This window comes from Pelagibacterium sp. (assembly GCF_048264985.1).
In the GTDB taxonomy this organism is placed as follows: domain Bacteria; phylum Pseudomonadota; class Alphaproteobacteria; order Rhizobiales; family Devosiaceae; genus Pelagibacterium.
In genome coordinates this window covers 523,511-548,958 of sequence record NZ_JBLXCL010000001.1, presented here as the reverse complement: position 1 = coordinate 548,958, position 25,448 = coordinate 523,511, and the positions used below count along the sequence as shown (strand labels likewise).

The following is a 25,448-nucleotide window of genomic DNA, read 5'->3' as shown; positions in this document are numbered from 1 at the left end:
AAAGCGCCCCTTTTTTATGCGATACATCGATACTTACTGTTCGGCAGCAACCGCTTCCTGCGCAGCAGCGTAAAGCGCTTCGCCGTCAATTCCGATTGCATCCATATCGGCGAACCACTGGTCGATGGTGGACTGGGAAGCTTCCTTCCAGCGCTCGGTTTCCGCTTCGTCGAGCGTAACTATCGAATTGCCGGCATCCTGTGCGATCTTGAGACCAACAAGGTCGGCTTCGTCCATGACGCGGCCAAACATCATCGAGGTTTCGAGGCCGGAATTGGCATCAATCACAGCCTTGAGATCTTCGGGCAGGCCCTCATAGGTACCCCGGTTCATAACGAAGCCAAAAGTTTGGGTGTAGAGACCGTTTTCACCGGAAAAGCCTGTGTGGTTGGTGACCAGTTCGGCAATACGAAGCGAGGGCGTCACTTCCCAGGGCACTGTTGTGCCTTCGATCACACCGCGCGAGAGCGCCTCGGTGGTCTGGGGCACAGGCATGCCGATCGGCTCGGCACCGAGTTCGCCAAGCATTGACGAGATAATGCGCGAACCGCCACGGATCTTCATTCCCTGGAGGTCTTCTAGCGAGGTGATCGGATCCTTGGTGTGGAACAGTCCAGGACCGTGCGTGTGCAGCGCAATGACGTGGACGCTTTCAAACTCGTCGGCCGAATTGTCCATGACGTAGTTGTAGAACGCTGCAGAGGTTTGTTCGCCATTGGTCATCAGGAACGGAAGTTCGAAGACTTCAGACTTGGGAAAGCGGCCCGGCGTATAGCCAAGCACCGTCCAGATCACATCCACCACTCCGTCCTGAGCCTGCGCGAACAGGCTGTCGGGCGCACCTCCGAGCTGCATGGCCGGGTAGAGTTCGACAGCGATGCGGCCATCGGACTGCTCCTGGATCGCTTCGGCCCAGGGCGTTATCGCCTGAGAGGGAATTGGAGCCTGGGCAGGCAGGAACTGATGGACGCGCAGCGTCACATCCTGAGCCATGGCGCCGGCTGTAAACGAGACGGTGGCAATTGCCCCGAGCAGAATGGATTTCAGTTTCATTTTGGACTTCTCCCTTTGTTTCACGCTTGTGGCGTGTGAACTCCTGAAAATTCCCGCCCGCTAGTACAAAAGCCAGACCAGCCCCAGAGTAATCGGGGGAAAGGCGACGAGAATGATTGTGCGAATGATGTCGCTGGCCACGAAAGGCAGCGCGCCGCGAAAGGTATCGGACAGTCGCGTCCCCTTGGCCATCGAATTGATGATGAACAGGTTCATCCCGACCGGAGGCGTTATCAACCCGACTTCAACGACGATCAGAACCAGAATGCCGAACCAGATGGCAAACTCGTCAGGGGTCAGCCCGAAATCGAGAGCTGACATCATAGGGAAAATTATCGGAACTGTAAGCAGGATCATCGACAGAGAATCCATAACGCAGCCGAGCACGAGATAGAGCAGCAGCACGATGGCCATGACCAGCCAGGGATTGAACCCCTGCTCTGTGACCCAACCGGCTGCGAACTGAGGAAGCTGCGAAAGCGCCAGAAATCCGTTGAGCGCGGCGGCCCCCAATACGATGAGAAAGATCATTGCCGTCGAGGACGCCGTGCCCAGAATTGCTTGCTTAAGCCCTTTGCGAGACAGACTTCGCGATACAAGCGCCACCAGCCCCGTGCCCGCGGCACCGATGGCCGCCGCTTCGGTGGGGGTGAAAATGCCAGTATAGATGCCGCCGATCACAAGAACGAAAATCGCGACGACCGGCCAGATCGTCGCAAGCTCGCGAAAACGTTCGCCATATGGCACCCGCGCACGAACCCCCGCCGACTCCGGACTAATCCGAACATAGATTGCCACCACGATGAGATAGCCGAGGGCAGCGAGAATACCCGGCACAAACGCGGCCATGAACAGTTTTGCGATATTTTGCTCGGTCAAGACGGCGAAGATGACCAGAATGACTGAGGGCGGAATAAGAATACCCAGGGTACCGCCGGCAGCAACCGCGCCGGTCGAAAGGGCGCCGGAGTATCCATGCTTCTTAAGTTCAGGCAGCGCGACATGGCCCATTGTCGCCGCTGTGGCAAGCGAAGAGCCGCAGATGGCGCCGAACCCGGCGCTGGCACCAACCGCCGCCATGGCCACACCGCCCTTTCGGTGACCGAGCCACGATGCCGCTGCATTGAACAGCGCCGCCGACATGCCCGATAGTGTCGCAAATTGGCCCATGAGGATGAACAGCGGCACTACAGAGAGTGAATAGGACGCAAAGGTTGAATAGGTGAGGCTTTTGAACTGGGCCATGACCGGGTTGAACGTGCCCGTCAAAAGCCACGAGCCGAAAACACCGACGCCCAGCATGGCAAGCCCAATGGGCACCCGCAGAAAAATGAGCAGCAGTATTACTGGAAACGAGAGCAGGCCAATAAGTACGTTGCTCACAGATCGGCTCCCGAAAGTTGTCCTTCAGAACGACGGGCCAGAGCATTGGAGATCGAACGGCCAAGCACATAGATCGCGACGACAACAAAGATCACTGCACCGACAAGGGCGGCGCTGTAAGACCAGCCGAGCGGCATGCGCAGCAAGAGCGTAGTCTCATTGTAGCGGAACTTGTCGAGCATGCCATCATAGAGGCGCCATGTGATAAAGCTGGCGGCAGCTAGCATCATGATGTCGGTAACAACGAGGATCCAACGATTGGCGGCGGAGCCGAAGCGGTCAGTCAATATCGTGACGATCGCGTGTCCGCGCTCAAGATGGGCCCAGGGCAGAAAGGCAAAGACTGCAAAGCCAATTCCAGCTTCAACGAGCTCATAATCGCCACGGACCGGACGCAAGCCTGCCCAGATCAATGCGCGTCCCGCCACGCTAACCACGACCAGAAGCACCAGACCGATCAGCACGACGCCGCCGACCAGTGCCATCAGCTTTGCCAAGCCATAAACACAGCGCCCCAAGGGCGATTGATCCTGGAACAAACTTATCCTCCCGAGCACGTACGAACGATACCTCTCTATCATTCGTTTATGCCATGCCAACCCTTGTCTGCAGCCGTTTGACCGGACAATGGATTATGCACACAAACGACAGGACGATCCGAACATCGGCCCTGCCATCCTCCGCATTAATGTTTATATATCATAACTACTTTTGGCAAGTCGCGACTGTTGTGCCGACTGGTGACGATTGCCTTTTTCGTCAGGGCCATTAAATTCTGCTTCATAACAAACAAGGTTGTGCTCATGTCCGCTGTTCCGGGGTCTGCCCCCGACCAGGCCATACTCGAAACCGGGTCGACCACAGATATCGTCGGTTATCGCCTGCGCCGGGCACAATTGAGCGTGTTTCAACGGTTTCTCGCGGCGTTTGAAAGCCTGGACCTGCGCCCCGCCGAATATTCCGCACTGGCGCTGATTGGCGACAATCCGGGTCGCAAGCAAACCGAGATAGCAGAAATCCTGGGGATCAAGCGCGCCAATTTCGTCGCCCTGATCAACAGTCTCGAGGGCCGAGCACTAACCGAGCGCCGGACGGCGGACGGAGACCGTCGGGCCAATGCGCTTTATCTTACAGCTGAAGGCACCCGCTTTCTTGCAAGGGCACGGGCGGTGCAGGACGAATTCGAGGCCGACTGCGTTGCGCGGCTTGGAGGGAACAAGGCGCGCGACACGCTGCTTGAGTTGTTGAGCAAGCTCTCCTGATCGCAGTGCCGCGGGTTGCACCGGGGCAGTGTTAAGAGTCAAATGCGCCGGCGAATCGATTTTCCCTGACCGCCGGACTGCCTTGTCTTCCATGTCGCTTTTTTCCAACGCTACGGCCATCGATGCTGCGCCGACCGGTGGGCTGGATATCCTACGGTCCGTTTTCGGACTGGATGCGTTTCGTGGTCAGCAACAGGAGGTTGTCGAGCACGTGATGGGCGGCGGAGACGCCGTCGTTCTGTTTCCCACCGGGGCTGGCAAGTCACTATGCTACCAGATCCCTGCCATCGGCAGGCGTGGGGTGGGCGTTGTCATCTCCCCGCTGATCGCCTTGATGCGCGATCAGGTCGAAGCCCTTAAGCAAGCCGGCGTCAGAGCCGCTGCGCTCAATTCCTCACTGTCGCCAGACGAAATCCGCAGCGTACGCCAGGCGTTGCGCGATGGTGCGCTTGACCTGCTCTACGTCGCCCCTGAGCGATTGGCAGCGGCGGGGTTTCTCGAACTTCTGACCAGCCTTGAAATCGGGCTGTTTGCAATCGACGAAGCCCATTGCGTCAGCCAGTGGGGCCACGATTTTCGGCCCGAGTATCGCGAACTGGCAAAGCTTCGCGAGGTCTTTCCCCATGTGCCGCGCGTAGCACTGACCGCGACCGCGGACCCCACGACACGCGCCGATCTGATTGAACGGCTGGGCCTTGAGGAAGCCAAGCTGTTCATATCGAGCTTTGATCGGCCCAATATCGGGTATTCTATTGTCGAGCGTGCAAATGCTCGCGGCCAACTTCTCGAATTTCTAGCTCGCCACCCCAATCAGAGCGGCATTGTCTATTGCCTGTCGCGTGCCAAGGTCGAGGCGATTGCCGAATTTCTAAACGACAAGGGCATACCCGCCCTACCCTATCATGCCGGCCTGGATGCAAGTGTGCGTGCGCGCAATCAAGATGCGTTCTTGAAGGAAGAGGCAGTTTGCCTTGTGGCGACAGTGGCGTTCGGCATGGGCATCGACAAACCCGACGTTCGGTACGTCGCGCACATGGATTTGCCCTCTTCGATCGAAGCCTATTACCAGGAAACGGGCCGGGCCGGACGCGACGGCCAAGGCTCGGAAGCCTGGATGTGCTACGGGCTGTCCGATGTCAGCCAGCGGCGGCGGATGATCGCCGAGGGCAACGCACCTGACGACATAAAGCGGTTGGAAAATACCAAGCTGAGCGCACTGCTCGGCGTGTGCGAAACCGCCGGTTGCCGGCGGCAGGCCGTTCTTGCCCATTTCGGTGAACAGCATCCGGGAAATTGCGGAAACTGCGACACCTGCGTCAACCCGGTGGACAGCTGGGATGGCACAGAAGCCGCAAACAAGGTGATGTCATCGATCTATCGCACCGGACAGCGATTTGGTGCGGCCCATGTGATCGATGTGGTTATGGGCAAGACGACCGAAAAGGTTGAAAAATTTCGTCACCAGCATTTGCCGGTGTTCGGGGTTGGGCAGGACATTTCGGTCAAGACCTGGCGCTCGGTCTTGCGGCAGCTGACGGCAATGGGCCTGGTGCATGTGAACCATGAAGCGCATGGCGCGCTGTATCTGGACGCAGGCGCACGGTCGGTGTTTCGGGGAGAGCGCACCATCATGTTGCGGCGCGATCCCGAGCGCAAGAAATCCGATACCAACCGCGCATTGAGCAGCGACCAAGCCCTTTCCCCCCTGGCCGAAGCCATATTCGAACGGCTGCGGCGCAAACGACGCGAGATCGCCTCGGCGCAGGGCGTTCCGCCCTACGTTGTGTTTCAGGATACGACGCTGCGCGCTATGGCGCTGCATACACCCGCAACGCTCGATCAATTGCGCGCCCTGCCTGGTGTTGGTGATGCCAAGCTCGAGCGCTATGGCGCAGCATTTCTTGCCGCGATCACCAGTGCCGACTAGATTTCGACTCTCCGACTGCAATACAGTCGGGGCGTAATTTTCCCGGTAGACCAGGAAATATCAGTACGATGTCCGATATCGACAGGATAGACCGCAGAATTCTCATTGAGCTTCAGCGCGACGGTCGCATCACCAATGCCGAACTGGCGCAACGGGTCGGGTTGGCGCCGACATCGATGAGTGACCGGATGCGGCGACTGCAAAAGCACGGCTTTATCAAAGGATTCCGGGCCATCCTGGACGCCGACCAGATCGGGCTTGGCTTGCTGGTTCTCGTCGAGGTCTCGCTGGATAAAACGACGCCGGACATTTTCGAAAAATTTGCTGCCGCCGTGCGTAAGCAACCTGAAGTGCTTGAATGCTACATGGTTGCCGGAGGCTTCGACTACCTGGTCAAGGCAAGGCTCCCCGACATGGCCCGCTACAGGACGTTTCTAGGCGAGGTCCTGCTATCGCTGCCGGGTGTGAGCGAAACCCGCTCCTACCCGGTGATCGAAGAGGTCAAGGACGACGGCATCCTGCCACTCTGAGAAAACCACAACAGTCTAGATTGCTCTCAGTCGGCGGCGTCAAGGTCATCATGCTCGCAGGCGTGAACGATCATGTCGGATACGACGTGGCGGATATGATGGTCGTCAGCTTCATAGTGAACGTGCTTTGCGTGTCGCGTTCCGCGAACAAGGCGCGCAGCGCGCAGCAGGCGCAAATGGTGGCTGACGAGCGATTGGGATGCGTCGATCTTGCGGGCGATGTCGCCAACCGCCATTGGTTGATCGAGGCAGGCGAGCAGAATTTTCAGCCGCGTGGGATCACCGAGCAGCTTGAAGGTCTCGGCCACGACGAGGATCTCGGTTTCCGTGGGGTTGGCTCTATCGTTCAAAGTGCACTTACACCGGCAATATGGAACTGGGCTGTCATTATATCCGGATTCGAGCATCGATGTATAACGCGTTCATTGTGACGGGCCTTTAACTGCCTTGGGCCGGCAGCGCTGCGATGGCCTGATCGAGCATTGTGCGCAGCATCTGGTCCTGAGTACGCAACAGCACAGCCATTGCGCGACTATCGCGTTCAAGTGGGGCCAGTGCGGCGTCATGCACATGGAAACCGGCGACATCGAGCGCCAAACGATCGAGCTGTGGCTTCCATACGATGGCCGCATCAAGCGCCCCCTCATCTATCAAAGTCATCATCAGCTCTGCCCGATCGTATGGCAGGCGCCGCACTCCATCGAGGGTTCCAGCAGCAATGGCCAGCATGATATCGGCATCCACAGTGGTATAGAGCGGCACCCCCAAGCGCGTGCCAGCCGGCAAATCGGTCAGGGCATTATGCTGTGGATCGCGGCTGACAAGAACATAAGGCGCTTCGTAATAGGGCCGCGAAAGTGTCAACCAATCCGGCGTCATCTCCCCGGGGATGATCTGGACGCCCATGACACCTACACATTTCTCGGCAAGGTGAACAAGGATGGAAGGCCAGATACCTTCATTGTCGAGAAGATCGATGTTGACGTCCATCTCAACGATTTTCGGGTCGAGCAGAAGGAGCTGGGCAAGCTCGGTCGCGACAGCCTTATCGCGTTCAAGAGTCGGACTGTTGGGGATAACGCAGAGCGGTAAAGTGTTGCCAAAGTCCGGCCGTGTCCGATTGTAGCTTTCGACAGGAACAAAGGGCTGGGCCAGCACCGGCTGTGTTACCGAGAGAAGCGCAATCAGTAAACCGGCTGCGCAGATCGTGCGCCTTAACGATATGACAGTCATGCGACCCTCCGCTTCGATTATGAACCGTAACGAAAAATGGGCCGGCATGCGCCGACCCATCGATTTGCTAGGCGATATGGTCAATCGCGATCTGGCAGTGCGAAAACAAGCACAGCATTGCCCGAGCTTGGACGCTTGATTTCAGGCGTCAACTGGCTGGGAACACTCGAAGACCAGGAATAGCCACCGACCCCGACCGGAACAGCAATGTATTGTTTCCCGTCGACTGCGTAGGCGATCGGATACCCCTGCGCTGCCTGGGGCAAACGGGTTTCCCAAAGCACTTCGCCGGTTTCTTCATCCCAGGCGTACATGTGACGATCCCAATCACCGCCAAACACCAGGCCACCGGCCGTGGTCAGCATCGCTGTGTTGGCGGGCGAGCGCGAGGGATTTTCCCAAAGCACTTCGCCGGTATCGATGTTCATTGCTACAAAGCGACCGATGTTGTCAGGGCTATCGGGATGGATTGCGCGGGTGCTGCCGACCTGGCCGTTGCCACCGCCGCCCTCAACCATCTCGACTTCGCCATAGGCCATGGCGGTGTCGCAGTTGATGCTCATGGGAATATAGACCGCTCGGGTCTGGGGGCTATAGGCCAGCGAGCGCCAGCTTCTGAATCCGGTCGTGCTCGGGCACATGGTGATCGGTTCGCCAAGCTCGGCAATCTTGCCTTCGCGATAGCTGGCAAACGTGCCCTCTTCGGTGATGTCGATCTGATCCTGCCAGCCGAGATCGAAAGCCGGATAAGGCTCACCTGTCTCACGGTTGCCGCGCCAGAGAATGGCCAGCTTGCCCATGTTGACGTAGGAAGGTTCACCGTCGATATCGACAAGGATATGCTCGAAAGCTTCGTCCATGTCGTTGGTTTCGCCCGGAATGTACTGGCGGAACCATTCGATTTCGCCCGTCTCGGGATCGAGTGCCAGCGTCGAGCTCGTGTAGAGAGACGCATCATCCTGGCCTCGGCTGGCTCGCGCCCAAGGCTTAGCTTGCGACGAGCCGATATAGACAAGGTCAGCTTCCGGATCGTAGGACGCGGAAGTCCAGATGTCGCCGCCGCCGCGCAGAACATAGGGCATACCGCCCCAGGTATCTTCGCCTTCGGGTGCGTCCGATACTGTGATTGTACGCCAGGCTTCATCGCCGGTTTCGGCATCGAAGGCAGCGACGCCGCATTTGTCCTGAACAAAACCAAAACAGCCCATATAGCCGACAATGACCTTGCCATCGGCGACAACCGGGGCGGCCGTTACCGTCTTGCCTTCGCCTGCGACATCGGTTTCCCAAACGACCTGGCCGGTTGCGGCATCAAGTGCAACAAGTCCGGCATCGGGAGTGGCGAAAAAGACCTTGTCGCCATAGATGGCCAGACCGCGGCTCATCATGCCCGAACGGAAACCCTCGGGCATTTCGCGACGATACTCCCAGAGCAAGTCGCCAGTGACAGCATCGAGTGCCTGGGCGATGCCGTCGGGATTGGCCAGATACATTACGCCGTCGTAAACGATGGGCGCTGTTTCCTGCCAACCGGGCTCCATGGACCAGCCCCAGGCCAGCGTCAGATCGGCTACGGTATCGCGGTTGATTTCCTCAAGCGGAGAGTAGCCCCAGCTATCGAGGGCGCGCCGCCAGAGCAGCCAGTCGCCGTCGGCTGGTGCACTCAACATTTCGTCGGTCACCGGCGCAAACGCATCGTCCTGCGCCCAGGCCGGGACGGATGTGCCGAGAACAGCCACGAGCGCTGCAGCGCTGACAATCGATTTGATTTTCATTGTTTTTTCTCCTCCACAATGGATATCGCGCCGCTTTCCTCAAACGGGAGATCGATCACGGCGCAGCAATGGTGATTGATTGAAGGGCTTCGGGGTCGGCCGGCAGTTCGCCATCATCGCTTGTGGCAATACCGTTGACCGACAGGATGTAGGCGACGATATCGATATAGGTCTGGTCCGACAGCGATCCGCCCATGCCTGCGGGCATTGTTGCCGAGATCACATTGTATTTCGCGCCAACCGTCTGGCCGGCCCATCCATACTTGAAAACGGAGCCGGTAAGATCGGGTGCCGTGGAAAGTACCGAGTGCAGATCTTCACCATGGCAGCTCGCACAATTGTCCAGATATTCCTGCTGGCCGCGTTCAACCTGCTCAACCCCGATGGCGCCACCCTCAAGCCCGTAGTCCTGGGCTATTGCCGGGAAGGCGATAAGACCGGTGAGAACAAGGGCGCAACCAAGGCCGCGCCTGGTCGATGAGAAATGCGGCATTTTTGATGGGTGGGGGCGCGTTTTCACTGAGAACTCCACTCTTGGTATGATGGAAAGCAAAGCAGCCGAGGGCCTACCGGACCGCGTCGGGCGCATCCGGCAAGCCTGCTCGTGGGAATGGACTATTCCTGACAGAAGGGTTCTTTACCCATCGCGCTGTCGATGCCGCCAAGCACATGCTGGCGCCAGTTCTCGTCTTCAAGCACTTCAAAGCTGTGCCCAAGCGTGGTGAGCCATGCCCGACCGCCGTCGTAGTAATGGCACCAGGACACTGGATTGGTGTCTCCCATGCCCGGATTTCCGTAATAGCCAGAAATCCCTTCTTCGCGCGAAGCGTTATCGACGCTGAGCAGGATACGCACATCGCTCAACCAGCGCGGATCGGGATTGAGATTGTAAAATTCCTCGTCGTTGAACTGGGCACCCTCAGTGAGATGAGCGACCGACACGTCGTTCTCGCTCTCAACGATGACCGTGCCTGCCTGCCGCGGGCCATGATCGTAGAGCTGCGCACCAAGCAGGCCCTCAAACCAAGTCGAGTTGAAGTTGGTACCAAAGGCGTTGTGGATACCGACAAAACCGCCACCGCCTTCGACATAGATCCGCAGAGCCATCATCCCCAGGCTCGAAACAGCATCACGGCCGGTGTTGAAAAACACGATTGCATCATAGGGACGCAGTGCAAATCCGCTTTCGAGGTCGGCAGGGTCCTGGCTGGCAGTAACCTCGTAGCCCTGTTCTTCAAGCAGATCGGTCAGCGCTTCAACGCCCGCGTCGCGATTGTCATGGGGGTTCACGCCTGCTGCGACGTGGGAGAAGATGAAGACCTTCCAAGGTTCCTCTTCGCCCGATGTACGATCGTACCAATCATTGTAGCAGCTATCGTCGACGCTGCCGCAAAAGCCGTATTTCTCGAATGTCGTGTATTGCTCTGGTTGCTGCGCGAGAACGGGCATGCTCGTCACGGCAGCGAGCATAGCAGCTGCACCTGCAAGGCGTGCGATCAGCTTGGTCATTAGTTGAACTCCTCCAAAGTCTCCAGTCGGTCGGCAACGTCTTCAGACGCGACGACCTGCGCCAGCCTGCCGCCGATCCCGACCCTGCGCGATTGATTGCACGATAAAATCAGCCATGCAACATTTAATATGAGATTTTTCATTTCATATGCTAATAGCCATTTTAGACGTTAAAACACGCAATACCGAAAAGCCCGACACAAAGATGTGTCAGGCGCCAATTTGAATGAAATGGATAATCTGGGGCCGGGACCGTGGCTCAGCGGCCATCAAGCTCTAGCGCGTTGCAATTTTCCCGGTAGCAAATTGGGTGGCGATGGCTTCGGCCAGCGTCGTTTCTGTATCCTCCCGCGCGCCGCTCAGGCCCAGGGCGCCATATAAAACACCATCGCGTTCAAGCAGCACGCCACCGCCGAGCGGCACCACGTGCGGCAAATGGGCCAGTGGCATGCCGTCTTTGACGCGCCGGGAAAACTCAGAAGTCGGCCTTCTGAACAGGGCGGCGCTTCGGGCTTTTGCCAGCGCAGCATCTACAGCAGCGGGAAACGTGTCATCCATGCGTGTCTGGATCCGGGACCATCCGCCATCGTCAACTATAGCGACGGCCAACGCGAGCCCCAGCTCGCGCCCGCTATCCATCGCCGCCCGTACGACCGCTTCAGCGCTGGCCAATGGAAGAGACGCCTTTTGCATCGTCAAGCCAGCAAATCCTTGCGGGCACACATGGCCTGCATGGCAAGCGCATAACCCTCAGCGCCGAGTCCCGCCAAGACAGAAGTCGCCACCTTTGAAACATAGGAGTGATGGTACAGGGCTTCGCGCCGATGAACATTGGTGATGTGGAACTCGAAAATCGGACCCGGAAACATCTTGAGCGCGTCGAGCAGTGCCAGCGAAGTGAAGGTAAACGCGGCAGGATTGATGATTATCCCCGCTGCATCATCGATCGCTTCGTGGACCCAATCGATCATACGCTCCTCGGAATTGGTTTGGCGAAACGCCACTGAGCGGCCGCCCGAATTTGCGCGGCAGAGTGCCTCGACCTCTGCGAGCGTGGTCGTTCCGTATAGCTCGGGCTCCCTCAGGCCAAGCCGGTTGAGATTGGGACCATTGAGCACGAATATGGGTTTGGTCATTACGCGAACTTTCGAAAACTAAGCCTGATAACCGAACATGCGCGGCAGCCAGAGGACGATATCGGGAACGAAGGTGAACAGGATCAGCGCCAACAGGAGGGCGCCAAGGAAGGGAAGTGTATCGCCGACGATATGGCGCAGTTTGGCCTTCGATATTGACTGCATGACAAATAGCAGCATGCCGTAAGGCGGGGTGATAAGGCCAATCATCACATTGATGACGACAACGACACCGAAATGGACCAGATCGATGCCGAGCGCCGCGGCCGACGGCACGAGAACCGGCACGATAATCAGGATGATTGCCGTCCCTTCAAGCATGCACCCGAGAAGCAGGAGCACGACATTGACGAAGATCAGAAAGGTAATCGGGTCGAGGTTCCATTCGGTCAGGATCGTACTGAGGCTGGCCGGGATATTTTCGACAGTCACCACATAATTGAGAACCAGCGCACCGGCGATCAGCATGCCGATCGACACCGTTGTCTTAGATGACGTCACCAGCGACTGATAAAAGCTCTTGAGGCTGATCGAGCGGTAAAGAACGATCGAAATGATGAGCGCGTAAGCTGCTGCTACAGCCGCGGCTTCGGTTGGCGTGGTGATACCGCTGTAGATGCAGAACAGCAAAACCACGGGCATCATCAGCGCCGGGAGCGACCGCCAGGTGATGGCGGGAAGTTCACGCAGCGGCAGAGGATCTTCGACCGGAAAGTCGTTAGCACGCGCCTTGAAATAGACAATGAACGCCAGCGAGAGGCCCATGATGGCGCCAGGAATGATACCGCCGAGGAACAGATAGCCAATGGAGGCATCTGAAACCAGCGCGTAGAGAACCATTGGAATCGATGGTGGAATGATCGGCCCGATGACCGCGGAAGACGCTGTGAGCGCCGCAGCGAACGAGGCAGGATATTTGCCGTCGCGCGTCATGAGCGAATAGATCATCTTGCCGGTACCGGCAGCATCGGCAATGGCAGACCCAGACATGCCGGCAAACACCATCGACTGCAGCACGTTGACCTGGGCCAACCCGCCCCGGAACCGACCAACAACCGCGTTGCACCAGGCCAAGAGCCGATCCGAGAGCGAGCCTGTGTTCATGAACTCGGCAGCAAGAATGAACAGTGGCACCGCGAGGATAATGTAATTGGAATACATGCGGTTGAGGAACTGCTCGGCCGCGATGCCCATGTCGAGGCCCGACATAAAGAGATAGAGGATCGATCCGGCGATCATCGATAGCCCAATGGGCAGGCCGAGAACGGCCAGAACCAGAATTGACGCAATGCAGAGAAAGAAGGGGTCAAGAAAGATCATTGTGCGGAGCCTTCAAGCTCGTCATCGGCATCCTTGCCCCACACGGCGACACCTGCACGCCAGATGAAGCGAGCCATGGTCACAACCGTGAAAACGACGAAGATTGAGTAGACGTAATCGTAGCGGATCTTGAGATAGGCGGTCTTTTCCACCTTCATGAAGAGCACGTAGTCGATGATGGCGGGCAGTGCGACACCGAAAAGGGCAACAAGCGCGATCGCCGAAATCACTGTCATTATGCGCCGGGCGCGCGAACTCACCGAGCTATAGACAATATCGAGGCGCACTTCGTCGCGCGAGCGCAAGACGAATGTCGCACCGAACAGGACAATCCAGACCCATAAAATTGCGCTGAGCTCATAAGCCCAGCCACCCTGCATGCGAAGGCCGTACCGAAAGACGATTTGCAGGATAAAAAGCGCGAACATGGCAGCCAGCATGAGCGCCAGAACGTTTTCGGCCCGTGCAGCAAGCCAGCGCCCAACGCGCAATAGTCCGGACATGAGGAACTCCTCTCCCTTGGAACGACATCTATCCGAGCCGGTGCGATATCAGGGAAATACAGAAAGGGCGCCGCGGCAATAACCACGGCGCCCGACATTTGCCATTAAAGAGCGTTGATCGCCTCGAGCGCACCTTCGGGCCAGCTGGCCGAAATGTCCGCGTTCAGGTACTGCTCCTGCGCATAGGCGCGGAAGGCGTCCTGATCGGGCTCGTAGATGTTGAGACCGGCATCTTCGAATTCACCGATCAATTGATCTTCCATGGCGATGTGTTCGGCCTGGCTCCAATCGATCGCCTCGGCGGCTGCAGCTTCGAAGGCTTCCTGATCTTCTGCTGACATCGCATTCCATGCATCGGACGAAATGACCAGAAGGTCGTAGCCGATGAGGTGCGAGGTCAGAACGATCTGATCCATCACTTCGTAGAACTTCATGTTCTGGACGTTGGGAAGGGGATTGTCCTGGCCGTCGATGGCGCCGGTCTGAAGGCCGGTATAGACCTCTGCGTAGTCCATCGGGGTGGGGCTGGCGCCAATGGCGCTGCCAAGGAACTGCCAGGCATCACCACCGGGCATGCGCAGACGAACGCCTTCCATATCGGCGGGTGTCTGAATTTCCTTGTCGATACGAAGACCGACCTGACGCGCACCAAAATATGTCGGGCCGAGAATGTGAATGCCAAGCTGTTCTTCAGCCATCTGCTTGAACTGATCGCCAACTTCGCTGTCAAAAAATGCGCGCAGATGGTCCGCATCACGGAACAGATAGGCCGAAGTCAGAAGCGACCATTCGGGGATCTGATTGGAAATGTCCTGGGGCGCGATATTGCCCATTTCGAGATTGCCGCGCTGCAACGCGACAAGCTCGGTGCCCTGACGGAACAAGGTGCCGCCGTAATAGGGCTCGATGGTGGCAATGTCGCGAACCGCATCGGCGAACTGGCCCATCATGCCGGCGCGAATATCCTGATCGGAGAACACAGCCGAGAACCGAAGCGTCTGTGCATCCTGGGCCATCACCGGCATCGATACCGCTGCGGCAACAGCAACCGAGCCGAGCATCACGGCCCGACGGGTGAGATTTAATAGCATTGCGATTTTCCTCCTTGTTACCTCAGGCGATGATTGGCGCAGCGTCACGACGCGCGACATCTCCCCTTTCTGTCGCCTGAGCCGAATGTACGAACTAGTTCGTTTATGTCAAGCAGCATTCCACCTGCTGACTATGCGTCTATCTTTATCAATAACGTCTGTCAATTTTCAAAATCTCATATGAAACAATTTTACGCTGTGATAACGTGAAGGTGACAAGCGCGCGAAGACGTGGCAGGAACAGCCGACGGGGAATAAACAATCATGGCAAACGCAAAACCGCTGCACGACACAATGGACGACATTTCCGATACCGTTGGCGAACAGGCCTTTCGCAAGATCCGCGGCGACATTGTCTCAGGTGACCTAAAGCCCGGGCAAAAGCTCAAGCTCGAGCACCTTAAAAGCAAATACGGGGTCAGTGTTTCCACACTGCGCGAAATTCTCAATCGACTGACCACGGAGGATCTGGTGGTGGCCGAGGGGCAGCGTGGCTTCGAAGTCAGCCCTGCCTCGGTGGACAATCTCCGCGAAGTCGGCGATTTGCGGCTCGTCCTCGAGAACCATGCGCTTGCGCTTTCATTTGCCGCCGGCGATCTCGACTGGGAGGCCAACGTCGTTGCAGCCCATCACAAGCTGTCATCGATTGAAAAGGCACTGCTGGGCGGGGACGCGAACCGCACTTTCGAGTGGATCAAGTATGATTTCGCATTTCACCACGCTCTGATTTCGGCCTGTGGCTCGAAATCTCTGCTGGCCATACACCAATCTATTTTCGACAGATTCATGCGCTACCACCTGCTCGCGGTCAGTTTTCGCGGCGACGGGGTATCGGAAGATCACAAGGAACTGTTCCGGCTGGCGCTGGAGCGCGATGTAGCCGGAGCGCAGGCCAAGCTGGCCCAGCACATCCATTCGGGCATCGACCATATCCTGAGCACTGGCAGGCTCTAGGAGGAGCCTCCCGATTACGCTGCTGCCTCAAAGCTGCGGGTCATTTCCTCACGCGAGGGCACGCGCCCGGTGAACAGCTCGAACGCTTTGACCGCCTGGAAGATTGCCATTCCGGTGCCAGGCAACGTGGCACATCCGATCAAAGCCGCGCGTCGTACCAACTCGGTTTCGCGCGGGAAGTAAATGATGTCGGCAACCCATTGGCCGGCGTTCAGAAGCTTCGGCGCAACGGGCGTGCCGGGATATTTGTCCATGCCGATGGGCGTTGCATTTACGATTCCATCAAATCCAGTCAGCGCGCCAATCTCGGTTAGGGCATTCACCGAATAGCCCATATCCTGCATGCGCGCGGCGAGCGCCTGGCTCCGAATTGCGTCGGTATCGAGCACCGAAAGACTTTTAACGCCGACCTCGATCAGCGCACGCGCAACTGCAGCGCCAGCACCCCCTGCTCCGATTTGCAGCACATGCTTGCGTGGCGAATCGGGCAGCCCCAGCCGGAAGCTTTCAGCAAACCCCCAGCAGTCGGTGTTGTGGCCGATCCGCTGCCCGCCATCAAAGATCACAGTGTTGACGGCACCAATCTCGCTGGCATCGGGCGCGAGTTGATTGAGGTGATCAAGAACGGCTTGCTTGAACGGGTGGGTAACATTGACGCCACGAAAACCGACCTTTTCGAGCAGATCAACGATGTCGCCCAAATTTTCATTGCCCAGATGCAAAGCGTCGAAATCGATAAGGTGGTAATGATAGTCAATGCCCTGGCGCTCACCTTCCTGCCTGTGCATGGTCGGGGACAAAGATGCACCGATGCCGCGACCGAGCAAACCAATATGAATGGCCCCCTTGGCGCCGATATCGAGCAGTTCAGCAAGGCCGTTGCCCAAATTCGTCATGCCTGAAGATCCTGTTCGTGATGAGACCGCAGTCAAGTCCATCCCCTCGAGCGCTTTGGCGCCCTTGTGTTTTTTCAGTGTCTCGACCTAAATGCAGGCGCGACAATAGGTGATTAATGTACGAACTAGTTAGTTTAGTCAATCGGCCAAGCGCTGTGGCGAGGGCGGGATATTGAGCAATACCGAAGACACAAAGCGGCCAAGCCGGCGCCAGCAGGATCCCGAAGGGACGCGGCGCAACATTATCGAGGTCGCATCCAACGAGTTTGCGCTGAACGGGCTGGCCGGGGCACGAATCGACGAGATCGCTGAGAAGACGCGCGCCAGCAAGCGGATGATCTACTACTATTTTGGGGACAAGGAGGGCCTGTATGTCAGCGCGCTGGAAAACGCATATCGCGTGGTGCGCGAGGGCGAGGCCCAACTCGATATCGAAAGCCTGCCTCCCCTGGAGGGGCTACGTCGGCTCGTCGGGTTCACGTTCGACCATCATTCAGAACATGAGGATTTCATCCGCATGGTGATGATCGAGAACATTCATTCGGGCCGTTACATGGAGCGCTCGCCCGGATTGAAAACGGTAAACGAGGCTGCCATTGCCCGGATCGGGTCGATCTATGCAAAGGGTGTGGAGGACGGCGTATTCCGTGATGGCCTGGATCCCATGGAAATTCACTGGCAGATCAGCGCATTGTGCTTTTTTAATGTGTCGAACAGGGCAACGTTTTCTCATCTTTTTGGCCGCGATATGGGCTCTGCCGACAGTCAGGCCAGCCTGCGCCAGAACACTATCGACATGGTGTTCCGCTATCTGGCCAAACCGGAATTTATCTGACCTCGCTTTTTTCTCCTGGATTTGAGGCGCTGTGAAACGCGGGCAGCGGATTGACCGTGCACGTCCGGCATCTATAGAATGTACGAACCAGTTCGTATGTTTTAGGAGCGGCAATGAAAACCTCGATTGCGACGGTGTCGATCAGCGGTGACTTTCGCGAGAAGCTTGCGGCGATCGCCGGGGCGGGATTCGACGGGATCGAGATTTTCGAAAACGACTTTCTGGCCTTCGATGGCGGACCAGTCGAAGTGGGTCGGATGGTGCGCGATCATGGGCTGGAAATCGCGCTGTTCCAGCCCTTCAGGGATTTTGAGGGCCTGCCCGAACCTGAACGCGGGCGAGCATTGGACAGGGCAGAGCGCAAATTCGATGTGATGGAAGAATTGGGCACCGACCTGGTGCTGATTTGCTCGAATGTTTCGCCCGCCGCGCTAGGCGGGATCGATCGCGCCGCAGCTGACCTCCGCGAATTGGGCGAGCGCGCGGAAAGGCGCGGCTTGCGCATCGGGTACGAAGCGCTGGCTTGGGGGCGGCATGTCAACGATCACCGTGATGCGTGGGAAATCGTGCGGCGCGCCGATCATGCCAATGTCGGGCTGATCGTCGACAGCTTTCACACCATAGCCCGCAAGATCGACCCTCAAACAATCCGATCAATACCGGGCGACAAAATCTTCTTTGTGCAATTGGCGGACGCGCCGCTGATCGACATGGACCTGCTTTATTGGAGCCGACATTTTCGCACAATGCCCGGACAGGGCGATCTCGATGTGACCGGCTTTGCGGCTGCCGTTGCGGCAACCGGGTATGCGGGCATGTGGTCGCTTGAGATATTCAACGACCAGTTTCGCGGCGGATCGCCCGGCACAATCGCGGCCGACGGCCACCGGTCGCTGATTGCGTTGATGGACGCCGTGCGACGCACCGAACCGGCCATCAGGACCGACCTCGCCCCCATGCCGGCCCCAATCGCCGTCGAAGGGGTCGAGTTCATCGAGTTCGCCGCCAACGAGGCAGAAGCCGAAGACCTAAGGACCTTGTTGGGCTCGATGGGCTTTGCTCATGCCGGCCGCCATATTGCCAAGGATGTCGATCTGTATCGAACCGGTGGGGTCAATATTGTCATCAACACCGAGCGCGAAGGTTTTGCTCACTCTGCCTATCTCATGCATGGCACCTGTGTGTGCGACATCGGGCTCAGGGTCGAGGACGCGCAAGCCACTGTGGACCGCGCGCGCGCTTTGGGAGCCGAGACGTTCGAGCAGCCAGTCGGACCGGGCGAGCTCAAGATTCCGGCCATTCGCGGAGTTGGCGGTGGGTTGATGCACTTCGTTGACGGCAAAACCGCATTGGTCAAGGTCTGGGAAACAGAGTTCAACCCAGTCTCAGTGCCGGCAACGCCTGACATGGGGATCACCCATATCGACCATGTGGGCCAGACCATGAATTATGAAGAACTGCTCACTTGGCTGCTGTTTTACACAACGCTGTTCGATACGCGGAAAACCCCGATGCTCGATGTTGTCGACCCGGCAGGCCTGGTGCGCTCTCAGGTGATCGAGAACACTTCGGGCACCATCCGGTTTACGCTCAATGGCGCCGATCAGCGCTCTACGCTGGCGGGCCATTTCATTTCGGAGAGTTTTGGCTCGTCGGTCCAACACATCGCCTTCGCCTCAAGCGACATTTTCGGCACAGCCGCTGCGCTCAAGGACACCGGGTTTGCCTTCCTGGAAATCTCTCCCAACTATTTTGCCGATCTTCAGGCCCGCTTCGGCCTGGAAGACAGCTTCGTCAACCGGCTCAAGGCCCACAACATCCTCTATGACCGCGATGGCGAGGGGGAGTATTTCCAGCTCTATTCATCGCTCTACGGCGACGGATTCTTTTTTGAAATTGTCGAGCGACGCTATGGCTATAACGGCTATGGCGCACCCAACGCTCAGTTCAGAATTGCAGCACAAAAGCGATCACTCAAGGACCGGAAAATCCCTGCACGCTAACGCGTGTCCCAATATTTTTTTTGATGAAATCCGCGATTTCTGCTTTGCGAAATGCTCGTCACAGCCCTCAAGCCAGTGCCAGCGAGCCGGAAGATCGACACTCGGCCCAATAAAGTAACTCACTTGTGTTATTGTTTTTGGCAGCGCATACTCGGGTCCAATTGGACAAAAAGATCCAGTGAGCAGGTCGGAAGAACCGGCCATCGAGCGAAAATTCAAAGGTAGGATTGTCCCGATGACCAAGATCACACGACGCATGTTTATTGCGTCCTTGCCAGCGATGTATGCCGCTACGCACATCCCGGCTTGGGCAGCTCCACTCAGCGATCTCGATTTGATTGCACAGCAAAAGCTGGAGCCAGCCATCGTTACCCTCTATCGCCGTCTTGAGCGTTTGACTTCGACGGCAACGATCATGACCACCGGGGCTCACCCCGATGACGAACCTTCGGCTATGCTCGCGGCGCTACGCCACGTCTATGGCATTCATCCTGTGGTCTATGCCATCACGCGCGGCGAAGGCGGCCAGAACTCGATTGGGCCCGAACTCGGCTCGGTTCTTGGCGTGCTGCGTACGCGCGAAATGGAAGAAGCCTCACGCTCGCTCGATGCCTCGCTGGCATTCGGCAGTTTCGGGCATACCGATTCGGTCCACGATTTCGGATTTTCCAAAGACCCCGACGAGACAATCGACCAGTGGGGCCGAGACAAGATTGTCGAGCGCATGACGGCCGCGTTCCGCAAGTACAAGCCCGACATTATCATGAACTGCTTCCTCGATGTCCCCGGCCAACACGGGCACCACCGAGCGGCCAATGTAGCGACGTTCATCGCGGCCGAGCTGTCGGGCAATGCAGCAGAATTCCCCGACCAGATCGCCAGCGGCCTCGACACCTGGGAAGTGCCGAAAATCTACCAGCCGGCTTATGGCGGCGGCGGCGGCGTCTATGATGATGAAGTCCCTCCTCCGCCCGTAACACTGGTCGTGACCGCGCCCGAGCGCGACAAGATTTCCGGAGCCACCTTCCCCCAGATGGGCGAATGGTCCCGCTCGTGCCACCTCACGCAGCGCATGGGCCGCTGGCGGCCCGAACCACAGACCGAATGGGAGCTCAATCTTTCTCGCGTCTCCGGCGGTGGCGAAGGCGGAGCGGAAAACGACATCCGTGAGGGGCTCATTGCAACTGTCGGCGATATCGCGGAACTCGATGGCATGCCAGGCGACACGGCCGAAGCGCTGCGCGAAGCCCAGGGGCTGATCGAGGAAGCTATCGCCGATTATGGCGACCCTGTCGTGGTACTGGAAAAAGTTGCACGGGTTGGCGAAGCCATCGACATGGCCCGAGAAACACTGCCCGACGCCTTGGCAGGACGCGTTGCCCATCGTCTGGATCGCAAGGTCAAGGAGATCGATCAGGTGCTGGCTGCTGCCGCCGGTGTGCAGATCCGCTCGTATACTGAAGGTGGGGATGTCACGCCGGGAGAAGAAGTGGTCATCAAGACCATGGTGGACGGCCCGGATGATGTGACGATCGAGGGCGTGGAAATTGTCGCCCGCGATGGCCTTATGGCATCGGGGGATACCGTTTCGGTTGCCGAAGACGCCAGCTACACAAACCCGTTGAGTGAAGAGTTCGACCCGCTTGGCGGCAATGGCGACGCCTATACCAAGGTCTCGCTCGCCATCGCCGGACGGACAGTGGTGCTCGATGTCGATCTCGAGGACCAGTTGCGCGTCATCCCCAAGGCTTCGATGACCATCGAGCCAAACGCCGTGGTCTTCAATACGACTGCTGCGTTGGGGCCGGTCCCGCTGACCGCGACCTTGAACAACGCTACACTCGCCGACCTGACCATGCCGGTGCCAGATGGCTGGGCTCTCGACGAGACCAACCGCGCCTCCGACATGAGCGGCACTTTCGAACTGGTTCCGCCCGATGGGCTCGCGCAGTCGCGCTTCGACATCGAGCCCGAACTCTTGGGCGAGCAGGCCTATCAGATCGATACCTTCACCTATCCCCACATCGGACGTTCAGTCGTGCCAACAGCAGTGTCTGTTCCGGTACAAGCCGTTGGCGCCGAACTCCCTTCGGTCAAGAGGATCGGGTATGTGTCGGGTGGCAACGACAATGTCGGTCTGTGGATGGACCGGCTTGGTCTGGAAGTCGTGGAACTTTCGCCCGAAGATATTTCGAGCGGAACCTACACCGACCTGCAAACCATAGTGGTCGGTATCTTTGCTTTCGGCCGTCGCCCCGACCTTGCCGAAAACATCGAAGCCATCCACGATTGGGTGCGCAACGGGGGGCATCTGGTGACCCTTTACCATCGCCCCTCGGACGGCTGGGATCCGGAAACCATACCGGTCGCCTATCTCAAGATCGGCTCACCCTCGATCCGCTTCAGGGTGACTGACCCGAATGCCGAAGTCGGCGTACTCGAGCCAGACCATCCGCTGCTCAACTACCCCAACACAATCGGGGCCGATGACTGGGCGAATTGGGACAAGGAGCGTGGCCTCTATTTTGCAGAGGAATGGGATGAAGCCTACAAGCCCCTGCTCTCGATGCACGATAGCGGCGAAGACGCGCTGGACGGCTCACTGCTTTCGGCCCAGATCGGCGCCGGTCGGCATACCCATACCAGCCTGATCCTGCATCACCAGCTCGACCATCTGGTTCCAGGTGCCTTCCGCCTTCTGGCCAATCTCGTGCAGCCGGCCGAATAGTTGCCAAAAGATCGGTTGTAACGACAAGCGCCCCGGCTCGCCGGGGCGTTTTTTTTCGGGCCTATGGGGTACGATCAGTTTCGACATTGGCCTTTCGCCGGCTTGCTGCGGCTTCGAGCATGTTTGTCGATTGCAGCGCAACGAGAATGATGCCAACGCCAACGATCGTTGCCCAGGACGGGATTTCGTTGAAAAAGACGAACCCTGCGAGCGCAGCAAAACCGATGGACAGATAGCCAATGGGCGCCAGTATCCGCGCCGGCGTGGATTGGTAGGCGCGCAAGAAGCAGTATTGGCCGATCTGCGCTAAAATACCGATGGCCAGAAGCATTGGCCAATCGCCAATTGCGACCTCCTGCCAGACGTAAGCGGCAGGAAGTGCGGTCAACACTGAGAGCCCGACAGTGTAAAAGACCATGAGGACAGCGGTGTCCTCATGCTCCATGGCGCGGATCTGAATGACAGCAAGCGAACCGAACAGCACCGAGCCGAACGCTGCCGCCAGGCCCCACGAGAATACAACCTCTCCCGGCGCAAGAATGACCATAATTCCGCCAAACCCGATGGCGGCTCCGACCCAACGCACTGGCGCGATTTTTTCGGCAAGCAACCAGGCCGCAAAAAGCATGACGACAAGGGGCCGCATGAAACCGATGGCATTGACCAACGCCAATGGCAGGGCGGTCAGTGCAGTAAAGTTGCAGGTAAGGGCAGCCGTATTACAGCCCACCCGCACAAGGTGACGTAACGGCTGTTTCGTTCCAATTACGGCGCGTCGCTTGCGCCACGCCAAGGGCAAAATGGACACCAGGCCAACCAGCGAGCGCATAAACACAAGCTGGATTGCCGGATACACGGCGCCCTCGAATTTAACGAGCACCGTCATCGCCGTGACCAGAGCCATATCGGCCAGAAGCCATGCGATGCCGTTGCGATAAGAGGGTGCCGGATCGGCCATTTACATGCGGCCACCCGCCACGAGATTGGCCATGATGCGGAATGCGCCGGGTACCAGATGGTCCAGCTGATGGTGCAGGACCAGGCTGGTATGCGTATGCCGACCCTTGCCGATTTCCGCTGTCAACAGAGCACCTGCGAGGGCGCTCTCGCCCTTGTCGCTCATCGAAAGAAGTGGGGTGTAGGCTTCATCCCACTCGGCGGCAAAATAGAGACCGCGTTCCTTGTTCCACCCATCAAAATCACGTGTCGTGATAGGATTGGGACCGGCGAGCACGCGATTGTTGGCAGCAACTATCTCGACCGGGGCCTGCGGATTGGTAACACGCCAACGCAATGAGGGCTGGCCAATCTTGAGAAAGCGCGGAGGAACCACGTCCGGGGTCCAACCGTCCCAGGGACGATGATAAAGGGTGACGAGATTGCCCCCAGCCTCGACATAGGCATGCAGCGCTGTGGTGCTCGCCGCCAGATCGGGACGCAGCCCGAAAGCGAAAATGCCAACCACGATGGCAGGAAAGCCCGACAGGTCTTCCGAAAGCGCGAGGGCATCGAGTTCGGTCACCTCGAAGCCCATGCGCTTGAGCCACAAGCTGACATTGTCGGCGCCACCACCGACATAACCAACGCGACGGTCTTTGGGGAGTGCAAGATCAAGCGCGAGGATATCCATGCGCGCCGGAGCGAGGAATACGTTCTTGCCGATGTGGGCGTAATCGATGGCACTGGCGGTAAAGGCCGGGGCCTCATCAAGAAGAGCATCAAGCGTATAGCGCCCCGCGGGCAATCCCGCGCTCGAAAGGTTAAAGCCTTCCTTGGTGGGCGCAAATTCAACGCCGTCGGCGTGCGATAGACTCAGGTGGCTTGCGGCGCCCTCAATACGAGCTTCCACCGATACATCGGAAAACGGAACACCTGTGGCCACCAGCACAGCGCGTGGGGAAAGGCTAACGGAAGCCGCAGGAACAATCGTCAGCGGACGTTCAAGGCCAAAGGCGCGCGAAATCGAGCGGCCCGCTATAGCAAGGGTGAGGATTACGCACGCATCGCCATTGGCGCCCGAAGCGGAAAAAGACTGTGTGAACGGCTCGGTAATCGGCGCATCGGGAGCAACTTCGAGTGTATATCGGCCCGGCGATTGCGCGATGATCGAAACACCGTCCGGCAATATCAGATCAATGGCAACGTCATCGGGCACGCCGCGCAGCGTCAGGGTCAGGTCGATTGCCTGACCTTGCGACACGAGCGGCCTGTCAAGCGCAGCAACACAATCGACACCCGTTGTGGCCAGCATGGCAGCTTCAAGGTCGGCAATCATTGTCTCGATGCGATGAACGTGTTCGGCTGGGATTGCATCAAGTTGCGCTTCGATGATTTCGAGCGCCAGCGCCAGCGGCGCAACGACCTCGTCTATATTGGGAAACGCGGCGATGGCTTTGGAAATTGCCGCATCTGCTGGAGCGAGCCCAGGTGCAATATCGGCGAGGCACGATGGAAGATTATCGATGATGGCGCCAGAATCGGCAGGCCCCACACGCAAATGGAGCGGCCATTCTGTCTGCGGGTTTTCGGGCCAGCGGCCCATGCCCTGACTTGCGTGATAGAGCCGAGACCATTCTCCGATTTCATCGAACGGTACACCAGTGGCGAAATCGGTATCCGCTGCGACGAACTTTACAGTTTCGGCTGGCGGCGGCACTTCGTCGTCATAGGTCGAGCCCCCGCCTGACCACGCAGGCAGGTAGTATTTGGTGACAGTCCACGGCGCCAATCCTTGAGCGAAATGCTCGGGAAATGCGCTGTCGTCCGCAGCCAGCGCTATCGCTTCCTCGGCAGCCATGGTCATCGCGCGATGATGGCCATGCTGGCCGGGAACATCGAGGAAAGTAGGAATGACGATGTCTGGCTTCTCGCTGCGATAGGCGAGCACCATACGTTCAACGATCAGATCATGCTGCCAGCGTTCAAGCGTGTCATGGCCGTTTTTGGAGAAACCGAAGTCATGGACCGGGTCTGAGGGCCCGAAGCCGAACCAGACGACGTCGGCATCAATCACTTGAGCCGCTTCTTCAAGCTCGCGGGTGCGCACGACGCCAAGTGCGCCTGAGCGCTCGGGGCCAAGCGTATTCTGTCCGCCCTCACCGCGAGTAGAACAGCCGATGATCGTGCGCATGCCGAGCCCAAATCGCATGAAGGCGAGCATTGCATTTTGCTCATCATCGGGATGGGCCCCGGTATGGAGTACCGTGATTGTCGACTTCAGGCGCGACAATGCCCGATGCAGCGCAACAAGTCTGGGGCTGGCACGACGCTGGGCAAAACGATGGGAAAGCTCGGAGCGCGATAGGGGCAT

The 25,448-nt window shown here is 58.1% G+C and carries 23 protein-coding genes; 7 read left to right on the top strand and 16 right to left on the bottom strand.

Annotated features, from left to right (window positions below; translation table 11 throughout):
* Nucleotides 1–33 precede the first annotated feature (33 nt).
* The 3 genes from ACN0TA_RS02795 to ACN0TA_RS02785 are packed head-to-tail and all read right to left on the bottom strand — an operon-like array spanning nucleotide 34 to nucleotide 2,975.
* Nucleotides 34–1,053, bottom strand: a complete 1,020-nt coding sequence (locus ACN0TA_RS02795) for a TRAP transporter substrate-binding protein (RefSeq protein WP_417579586.1) — start codon at nucleotides 1,051–1,053, stop codon at nucleotides 34–36.
* A 60-nt stretch (nucleotides 1,054–1,113) separates the two neighbouring features.
* Nucleotides 1,114–2,436: a TRAP transporter large permease gene (locus ACN0TA_RS02790; RefSeq protein ID WP_417579584.1), complete on the bottom strand. Its 1,323-nt coding sequence runs from the start codon at nucleotides 2,434–2,436 to the stop codon at nucleotides 1,114–1,116.
* Complete coding sequence (locus ACN0TA_RS02785) at nucleotides 2,433–2,975, bottom strand: TRAP transporter small permease (RefSeq protein WP_417579582.1); 543 nt, start codon at nucleotides 2,973–2,975, stop codon at nucleotides 2,433–2,435. Before ACN0TA_RS02785 ends, ACN0TA_RS02790 begins: the two co-directional genes overlap by 4 nt.
* A gap of 264 nt (nucleotides 2,976–3,239) precedes the next feature.
* Here ACN0TA_RS02785 and ACN0TA_RS02780 point away from each other — a divergent pair, with 264 nt between their 5' ends.
* From ACN0TA_RS02780 to ACN0TA_RS02770, 3 genes are all read left to right on the top strand, one after another.
* Entirely contained in the window at nucleotides 3,240–3,698 is a 459-nt protein-coding gene (locus tag ACN0TA_RS02780) for a MarR family winged helix-turn-helix transcriptional regulator (RefSeq protein ID WP_417579580.1), read from the top strand.
* 91 nt (nucleotides 3,699–3,789) lie between these two features.
* Nucleotides 3,790–5,625, top strand: a complete 1,836-nt coding sequence (gene recQ, locus ACN0TA_RS02775) for a DNA helicase RecQ (RefSeq protein WP_417579578.1) — start codon at nucleotides 3,790–3,792, stop codon at nucleotides 5,623–5,625.
* A 68-nt stretch (nucleotides 5,626–5,693) separates the two neighbouring features.
* Nucleotides 5,694–6,155 (top strand): Lrp/AsnC ligand binding domain-containing protein, encoded by a 462-nt coding sequence (locus ACN0TA_RS02770; protein ID WP_417579576.1) that lies wholly within the window; start codon nucleotides 5,694–5,696, stop codon nucleotides 6,153–6,155.
* A 26-nt stretch (nucleotides 6,156–6,181) separates the two neighbouring features.
* Here ACN0TA_RS02770 and ACN0TA_RS02765 read toward each other — a convergent pair whose 3' ends face one another.
* The 10 genes from ACN0TA_RS02765 to dctP form a co-directional block, all read right to left on the bottom strand.
* Nucleotides 6,182–6,505 carry an ArsR/SmtB family transcription factor gene (locus ACN0TA_RS02765; protein WP_417579574.1) on the bottom strand — a complete coding sequence of 108 codons (324 nt, stop codon included), beginning with the start codon at nucleotides 6,503–6,505 and terminating at the stop codon, nucleotides 6,182–6,184.
* An 88-nt stretch (nucleotides 6,506–6,593) separates the two neighbouring features.
* Complete coding sequence (locus ACN0TA_RS02760) at nucleotides 6,594–7,388, bottom strand: substrate-binding periplasmic protein (RefSeq protein WP_417579572.1); 795 nt, start codon at nucleotides 7,386–7,388, stop codon at nucleotides 6,594–6,596.
* A gap of 80 nt (nucleotides 7,389–7,468) precedes the next feature.
* On the bottom strand, nucleotides 7,469–9,163 hold the full coding sequence (locus ACN0TA_RS02755) for a pyrroloquinoline quinone-dependent dehydrogenase (protein ID WP_417579570.1): 1,695 nt from the start codon (nucleotides 9,161–9,163) through the stop codon (nucleotides 7,469–7,471).
* A gap of 55 nt (nucleotides 9,164–9,218) precedes the next feature.
* Nucleotides 9,219–9,683 (bottom strand): c-type cytochrome, encoded by a 465-nt coding sequence (locus tag ACN0TA_RS02750; RefSeq protein WP_417579568.1) that lies wholly within the window; start codon nucleotides 9,681–9,683, stop codon nucleotides 9,219–9,221.
* A gap of 95 nt (nucleotides 9,684–9,778) precedes the next feature.
* A complete protein-coding gene (locus tag ACN0TA_RS02745) occupies nucleotides 9,779–10,672 on the bottom strand; it encodes a ThuA domain-containing protein (protein WP_417579566.1) in 894 nt (297 codons plus the stop codon).
* Nucleotides 10,673–10,948: 276 nt separating this feature from the next.
* Nucleotides 10,949–11,365: a GlcG/HbpS family heme-binding protein gene (locus ACN0TA_RS02740; RefSeq protein WP_417582029.1), complete on the bottom strand. Its 417-nt coding sequence runs from the start codon at nucleotides 11,363–11,365 to the stop codon at nucleotides 10,949–10,951.
* A 2-nt stretch (nucleotides 11,366–11,367) separates the two neighbouring features.
* Complete coding sequence (locus ACN0TA_RS02735; protein ID WP_417579564.1) at nucleotides 11,368–11,808, bottom strand: type II 3-dehydroquinate dehydratase; 441 nt, start codon at nucleotides 11,806–11,808, stop codon at nucleotides 11,368–11,370.
* Between the two features lie 18 nt (nucleotides 11,809–11,826).
* Nucleotides 11,827–13,128: a TRAP transporter large permease gene (locus ACN0TA_RS02730; protein WP_417579562.1), complete on the bottom strand. Its 1,302-nt coding sequence runs from the start codon at nucleotides 13,126–13,128 to the stop codon at nucleotides 11,827–11,829.
* A complete protein-coding gene (locus ACN0TA_RS02725; RefSeq protein WP_417579560.1) occupies nucleotides 13,125–13,631 on the bottom strand; it encodes a TRAP transporter small permease in 507 nt (168 codons plus the stop codon). The genes ACN0TA_RS02730 and ACN0TA_RS02725 overlap by 4 nt, the downstream gene beginning before the upstream one ends.
* 104 nt (nucleotides 13,632–13,735) lie before the next feature.
* Entirely contained in the window at nucleotides 13,736–14,722 is a 987-nt protein-coding gene (gene dctP, locus ACN0TA_RS02720; RefSeq protein WP_417579558.1) for a TRAP transporter substrate-binding protein DctP, read from the bottom strand.
* 264 nt (nucleotides 14,723–14,986) lie between these two features.
* Here dctP and ACN0TA_RS02715 point away from each other — a divergent pair, with 264 nt between their 5' ends.
* Nucleotides 14,987–15,676 (top strand): GntR family transcriptional regulator, encoded by a 690-nt coding sequence (locus ACN0TA_RS02715; RefSeq protein WP_417579556.1) that lies wholly within the window; start codon nucleotides 14,987–14,989, stop codon nucleotides 15,674–15,676.
* A gap of 14 nt (nucleotides 15,677–15,690) precedes the next feature.
* Here the strand turns inward: ACN0TA_RS02715 and ACN0TA_RS02710 are convergent, their stop codons facing one another.
* Nucleotides 15,691–16,572 carry a shikimate dehydrogenase gene (locus tag ACN0TA_RS02710; RefSeq protein WP_417579554.1) on the bottom strand — a complete coding sequence of 294 codons (882 nt, stop codon included), beginning with the start codon at nucleotides 16,570–16,572 and terminating at the stop codon, nucleotides 15,691–15,693.
* Between the two features lie 172 nt (nucleotides 16,573–16,744).
* Between ACN0TA_RS02710 and ACN0TA_RS02705 the strand changes: the two genes are divergently transcribed.
* The 3 genes from ACN0TA_RS02705 (at nucleotide 16,745) to ACN0TA_RS02695 (ending at nucleotide 22,138) form a co-directional block, all read left to right on the top strand.
* Nucleotides 16,745–17,407, top strand: coding sequence for a TetR family transcriptional regulator (locus ACN0TA_RS02705; RefSeq protein WP_417579552.1), 663 nt, complete (start codon nucleotides 16,745–16,747; stop codon nucleotides 17,405–17,407).
* Nucleotides 17,408–17,520: 113 nt separating this feature from the next.
* Nucleotides 17,521–19,410 carry a bifunctional sugar phosphate isomerase/epimerase/4-hydroxyphenylpyruvate dioxygenase family protein gene (locus ACN0TA_RS02700; RefSeq protein WP_417579550.1) on the top strand — a complete coding sequence of 630 codons (1,890 nt, stop codon included), beginning with the start codon at nucleotides 17,521–17,523 and terminating at the stop codon, nucleotides 19,408–19,410.
* A 235-nt stretch (nucleotides 19,411–19,645) separates the two neighbouring features.
* On the top strand, nucleotides 19,646–22,138 hold the full coding sequence (locus ACN0TA_RS02695; protein ID WP_417579548.1) for a PIG-L family deacetylase: 2,493 nt from the start codon (nucleotides 19,646–19,648) through the stop codon (nucleotides 22,136–22,138).
* Nucleotides 22,139–22,199: 61 nt separating this feature from the next.
* On the opposite strand, the gene ACN0TA_RS02690 is transcribed toward ACN0TA_RS02695, so the two are convergent.
* Both ACN0TA_RS02690 and ACN0TA_RS02685 read right to left on the bottom strand, forming a co-directional pair.
* A complete protein-coding gene (locus ACN0TA_RS02690) occupies nucleotides 22,200–23,096 on the bottom strand; it encodes a DMT family transporter (RefSeq protein ID WP_417579546.1) in 897 nt (298 codons plus the stop codon).
* On the bottom strand, nucleotides 23,097–25,448 hold the full coding sequence (locus ACN0TA_RS02685; protein WP_417579544.1) for a PIG-L family deacetylase: 2,352 nt from the start codon (nucleotides 25,446–25,448) through the stop codon (nucleotides 23,097–23,099).

Bases quoted from the DNA above. Each gene is read 5' to 3' on its own strand.
- ACN0TA_RS02770 (WP_417579576.1), top strand. From the start codon at position 5,694: ATGTCCGATATCGACAGGATAGACCGCAGAATTCTCATTGAGCTTCAG.
- ACN0TA_RS02730 (WP_417579562.1), bottom strand. From the start codon at position 13,128: ATGATCTTTCTTGACCCCTTCTTTCTCTGCATTGCGTCAATTCTGGTT.
- ACN0TA_RS02695 (WP_417579548.1), top strand. From the start codon at position 19,646: ATGACCAAGATCACACGACGCATGTTTATTGCGTCCTTGCCAGCGATG.
- ACN0TA_RS02685 (WP_417579544.1), bottom strand. From the start codon at position 25,448: ATGCCCCTATCGCGCTCCGAGCTTTCCCATCGTTTTGCCCAGCGTCGT.
- ACN0TA_RS02735 (WP_417579564.1), bottom strand. From the start codon at position 11,808: ATGACCAAACCCATATTCGTGCTCAATGGTCCCAATCTCAACCGGCTT.
- ACN0TA_RS02780 (WP_417579580.1), top strand. From the start codon at position 3,240: ATGTCCGCTGTTCCGGGGTCTGCCCCCGACCAGGCCATACTCGAAACC.
- ACN0TA_RS02795 (WP_417579586.1), bottom strand. From the start codon at position 1,053: ATGAAACTGAAATCCATTCTGCTCGGGGCAATTGCCACCGTCTCGTTT.
- ACN0TA_RS02755 (WP_417579570.1), bottom strand. From the start codon at position 9,163: ATGAAAATCAAATCGATTGTCAGCGCTGCAGCGCTCGTGGCTGTTCTC.
- ACN0TA_RS02715 (WP_417579556.1), top strand. From the start codon at position 14,987: ATGGCAAACGCAAAACCGCTGCACGACACAATGGACGACATTTCCGAT.
- ACN0TA_RS02725 (WP_417579560.1), bottom strand. From the start codon at position 13,631: ATGTCCGGACTATTGCGCGTTGGGCGCTGGCTTGCTGCACGGGCCGAA.
- dctP (WP_417579558.1), bottom strand. From the start codon at position 14,722: ATGCTATTAAATCTCACCCGTCGGGCCGTGATGCTCGGCTCGGTTGCT.
- ACN0TA_RS02710 (WP_417579554.1), bottom strand. From the start codon at position 16,572: ATGACGAATTTGGGCAACGGCCTTGCTGAACTGCTCGATATCGGCGCC.
- recQ (WP_417579578.1), top strand. From the start codon at position 3,790: ATGTCGCTTTTTTCCAACGCTACGGCCATCGATGCTGCGCCGACCGGT.
- ACN0TA_RS02745 (WP_417579566.1), bottom strand. From the start codon at position 10,672: ATGACCAAGCTGATCGCACGCCTTGCAGGTGCAGCTGCTATGCTCGCT.
- ACN0TA_RS02740 (WP_417582029.1), bottom strand. From the start codon at position 11,365: ATGCAAAAGGCGTCTCTTCCATTGGCCAGCGCTGAAGCGGTCGTACGG.
- ACN0TA_RS02690 (WP_417579546.1), bottom strand. From the start codon at position 23,096: ATGGCCGATCCGGCACCCTCTTATCGCAACGGCATCGCATGGCTTCTG.
- ACN0TA_RS02700 (WP_417579550.1), top strand. From the start codon at position 17,521: ATGAAAACCTCGATTGCGACGGTGTCGATCAGCGGTGACTTTCGCGAG.
- ACN0TA_RS02760 (WP_417579572.1), bottom strand. From the start codon at position 7,388: ATGACTGTCATATCGTTAAGGCGCACGATCTGCGCAGCCGGTTTACTG.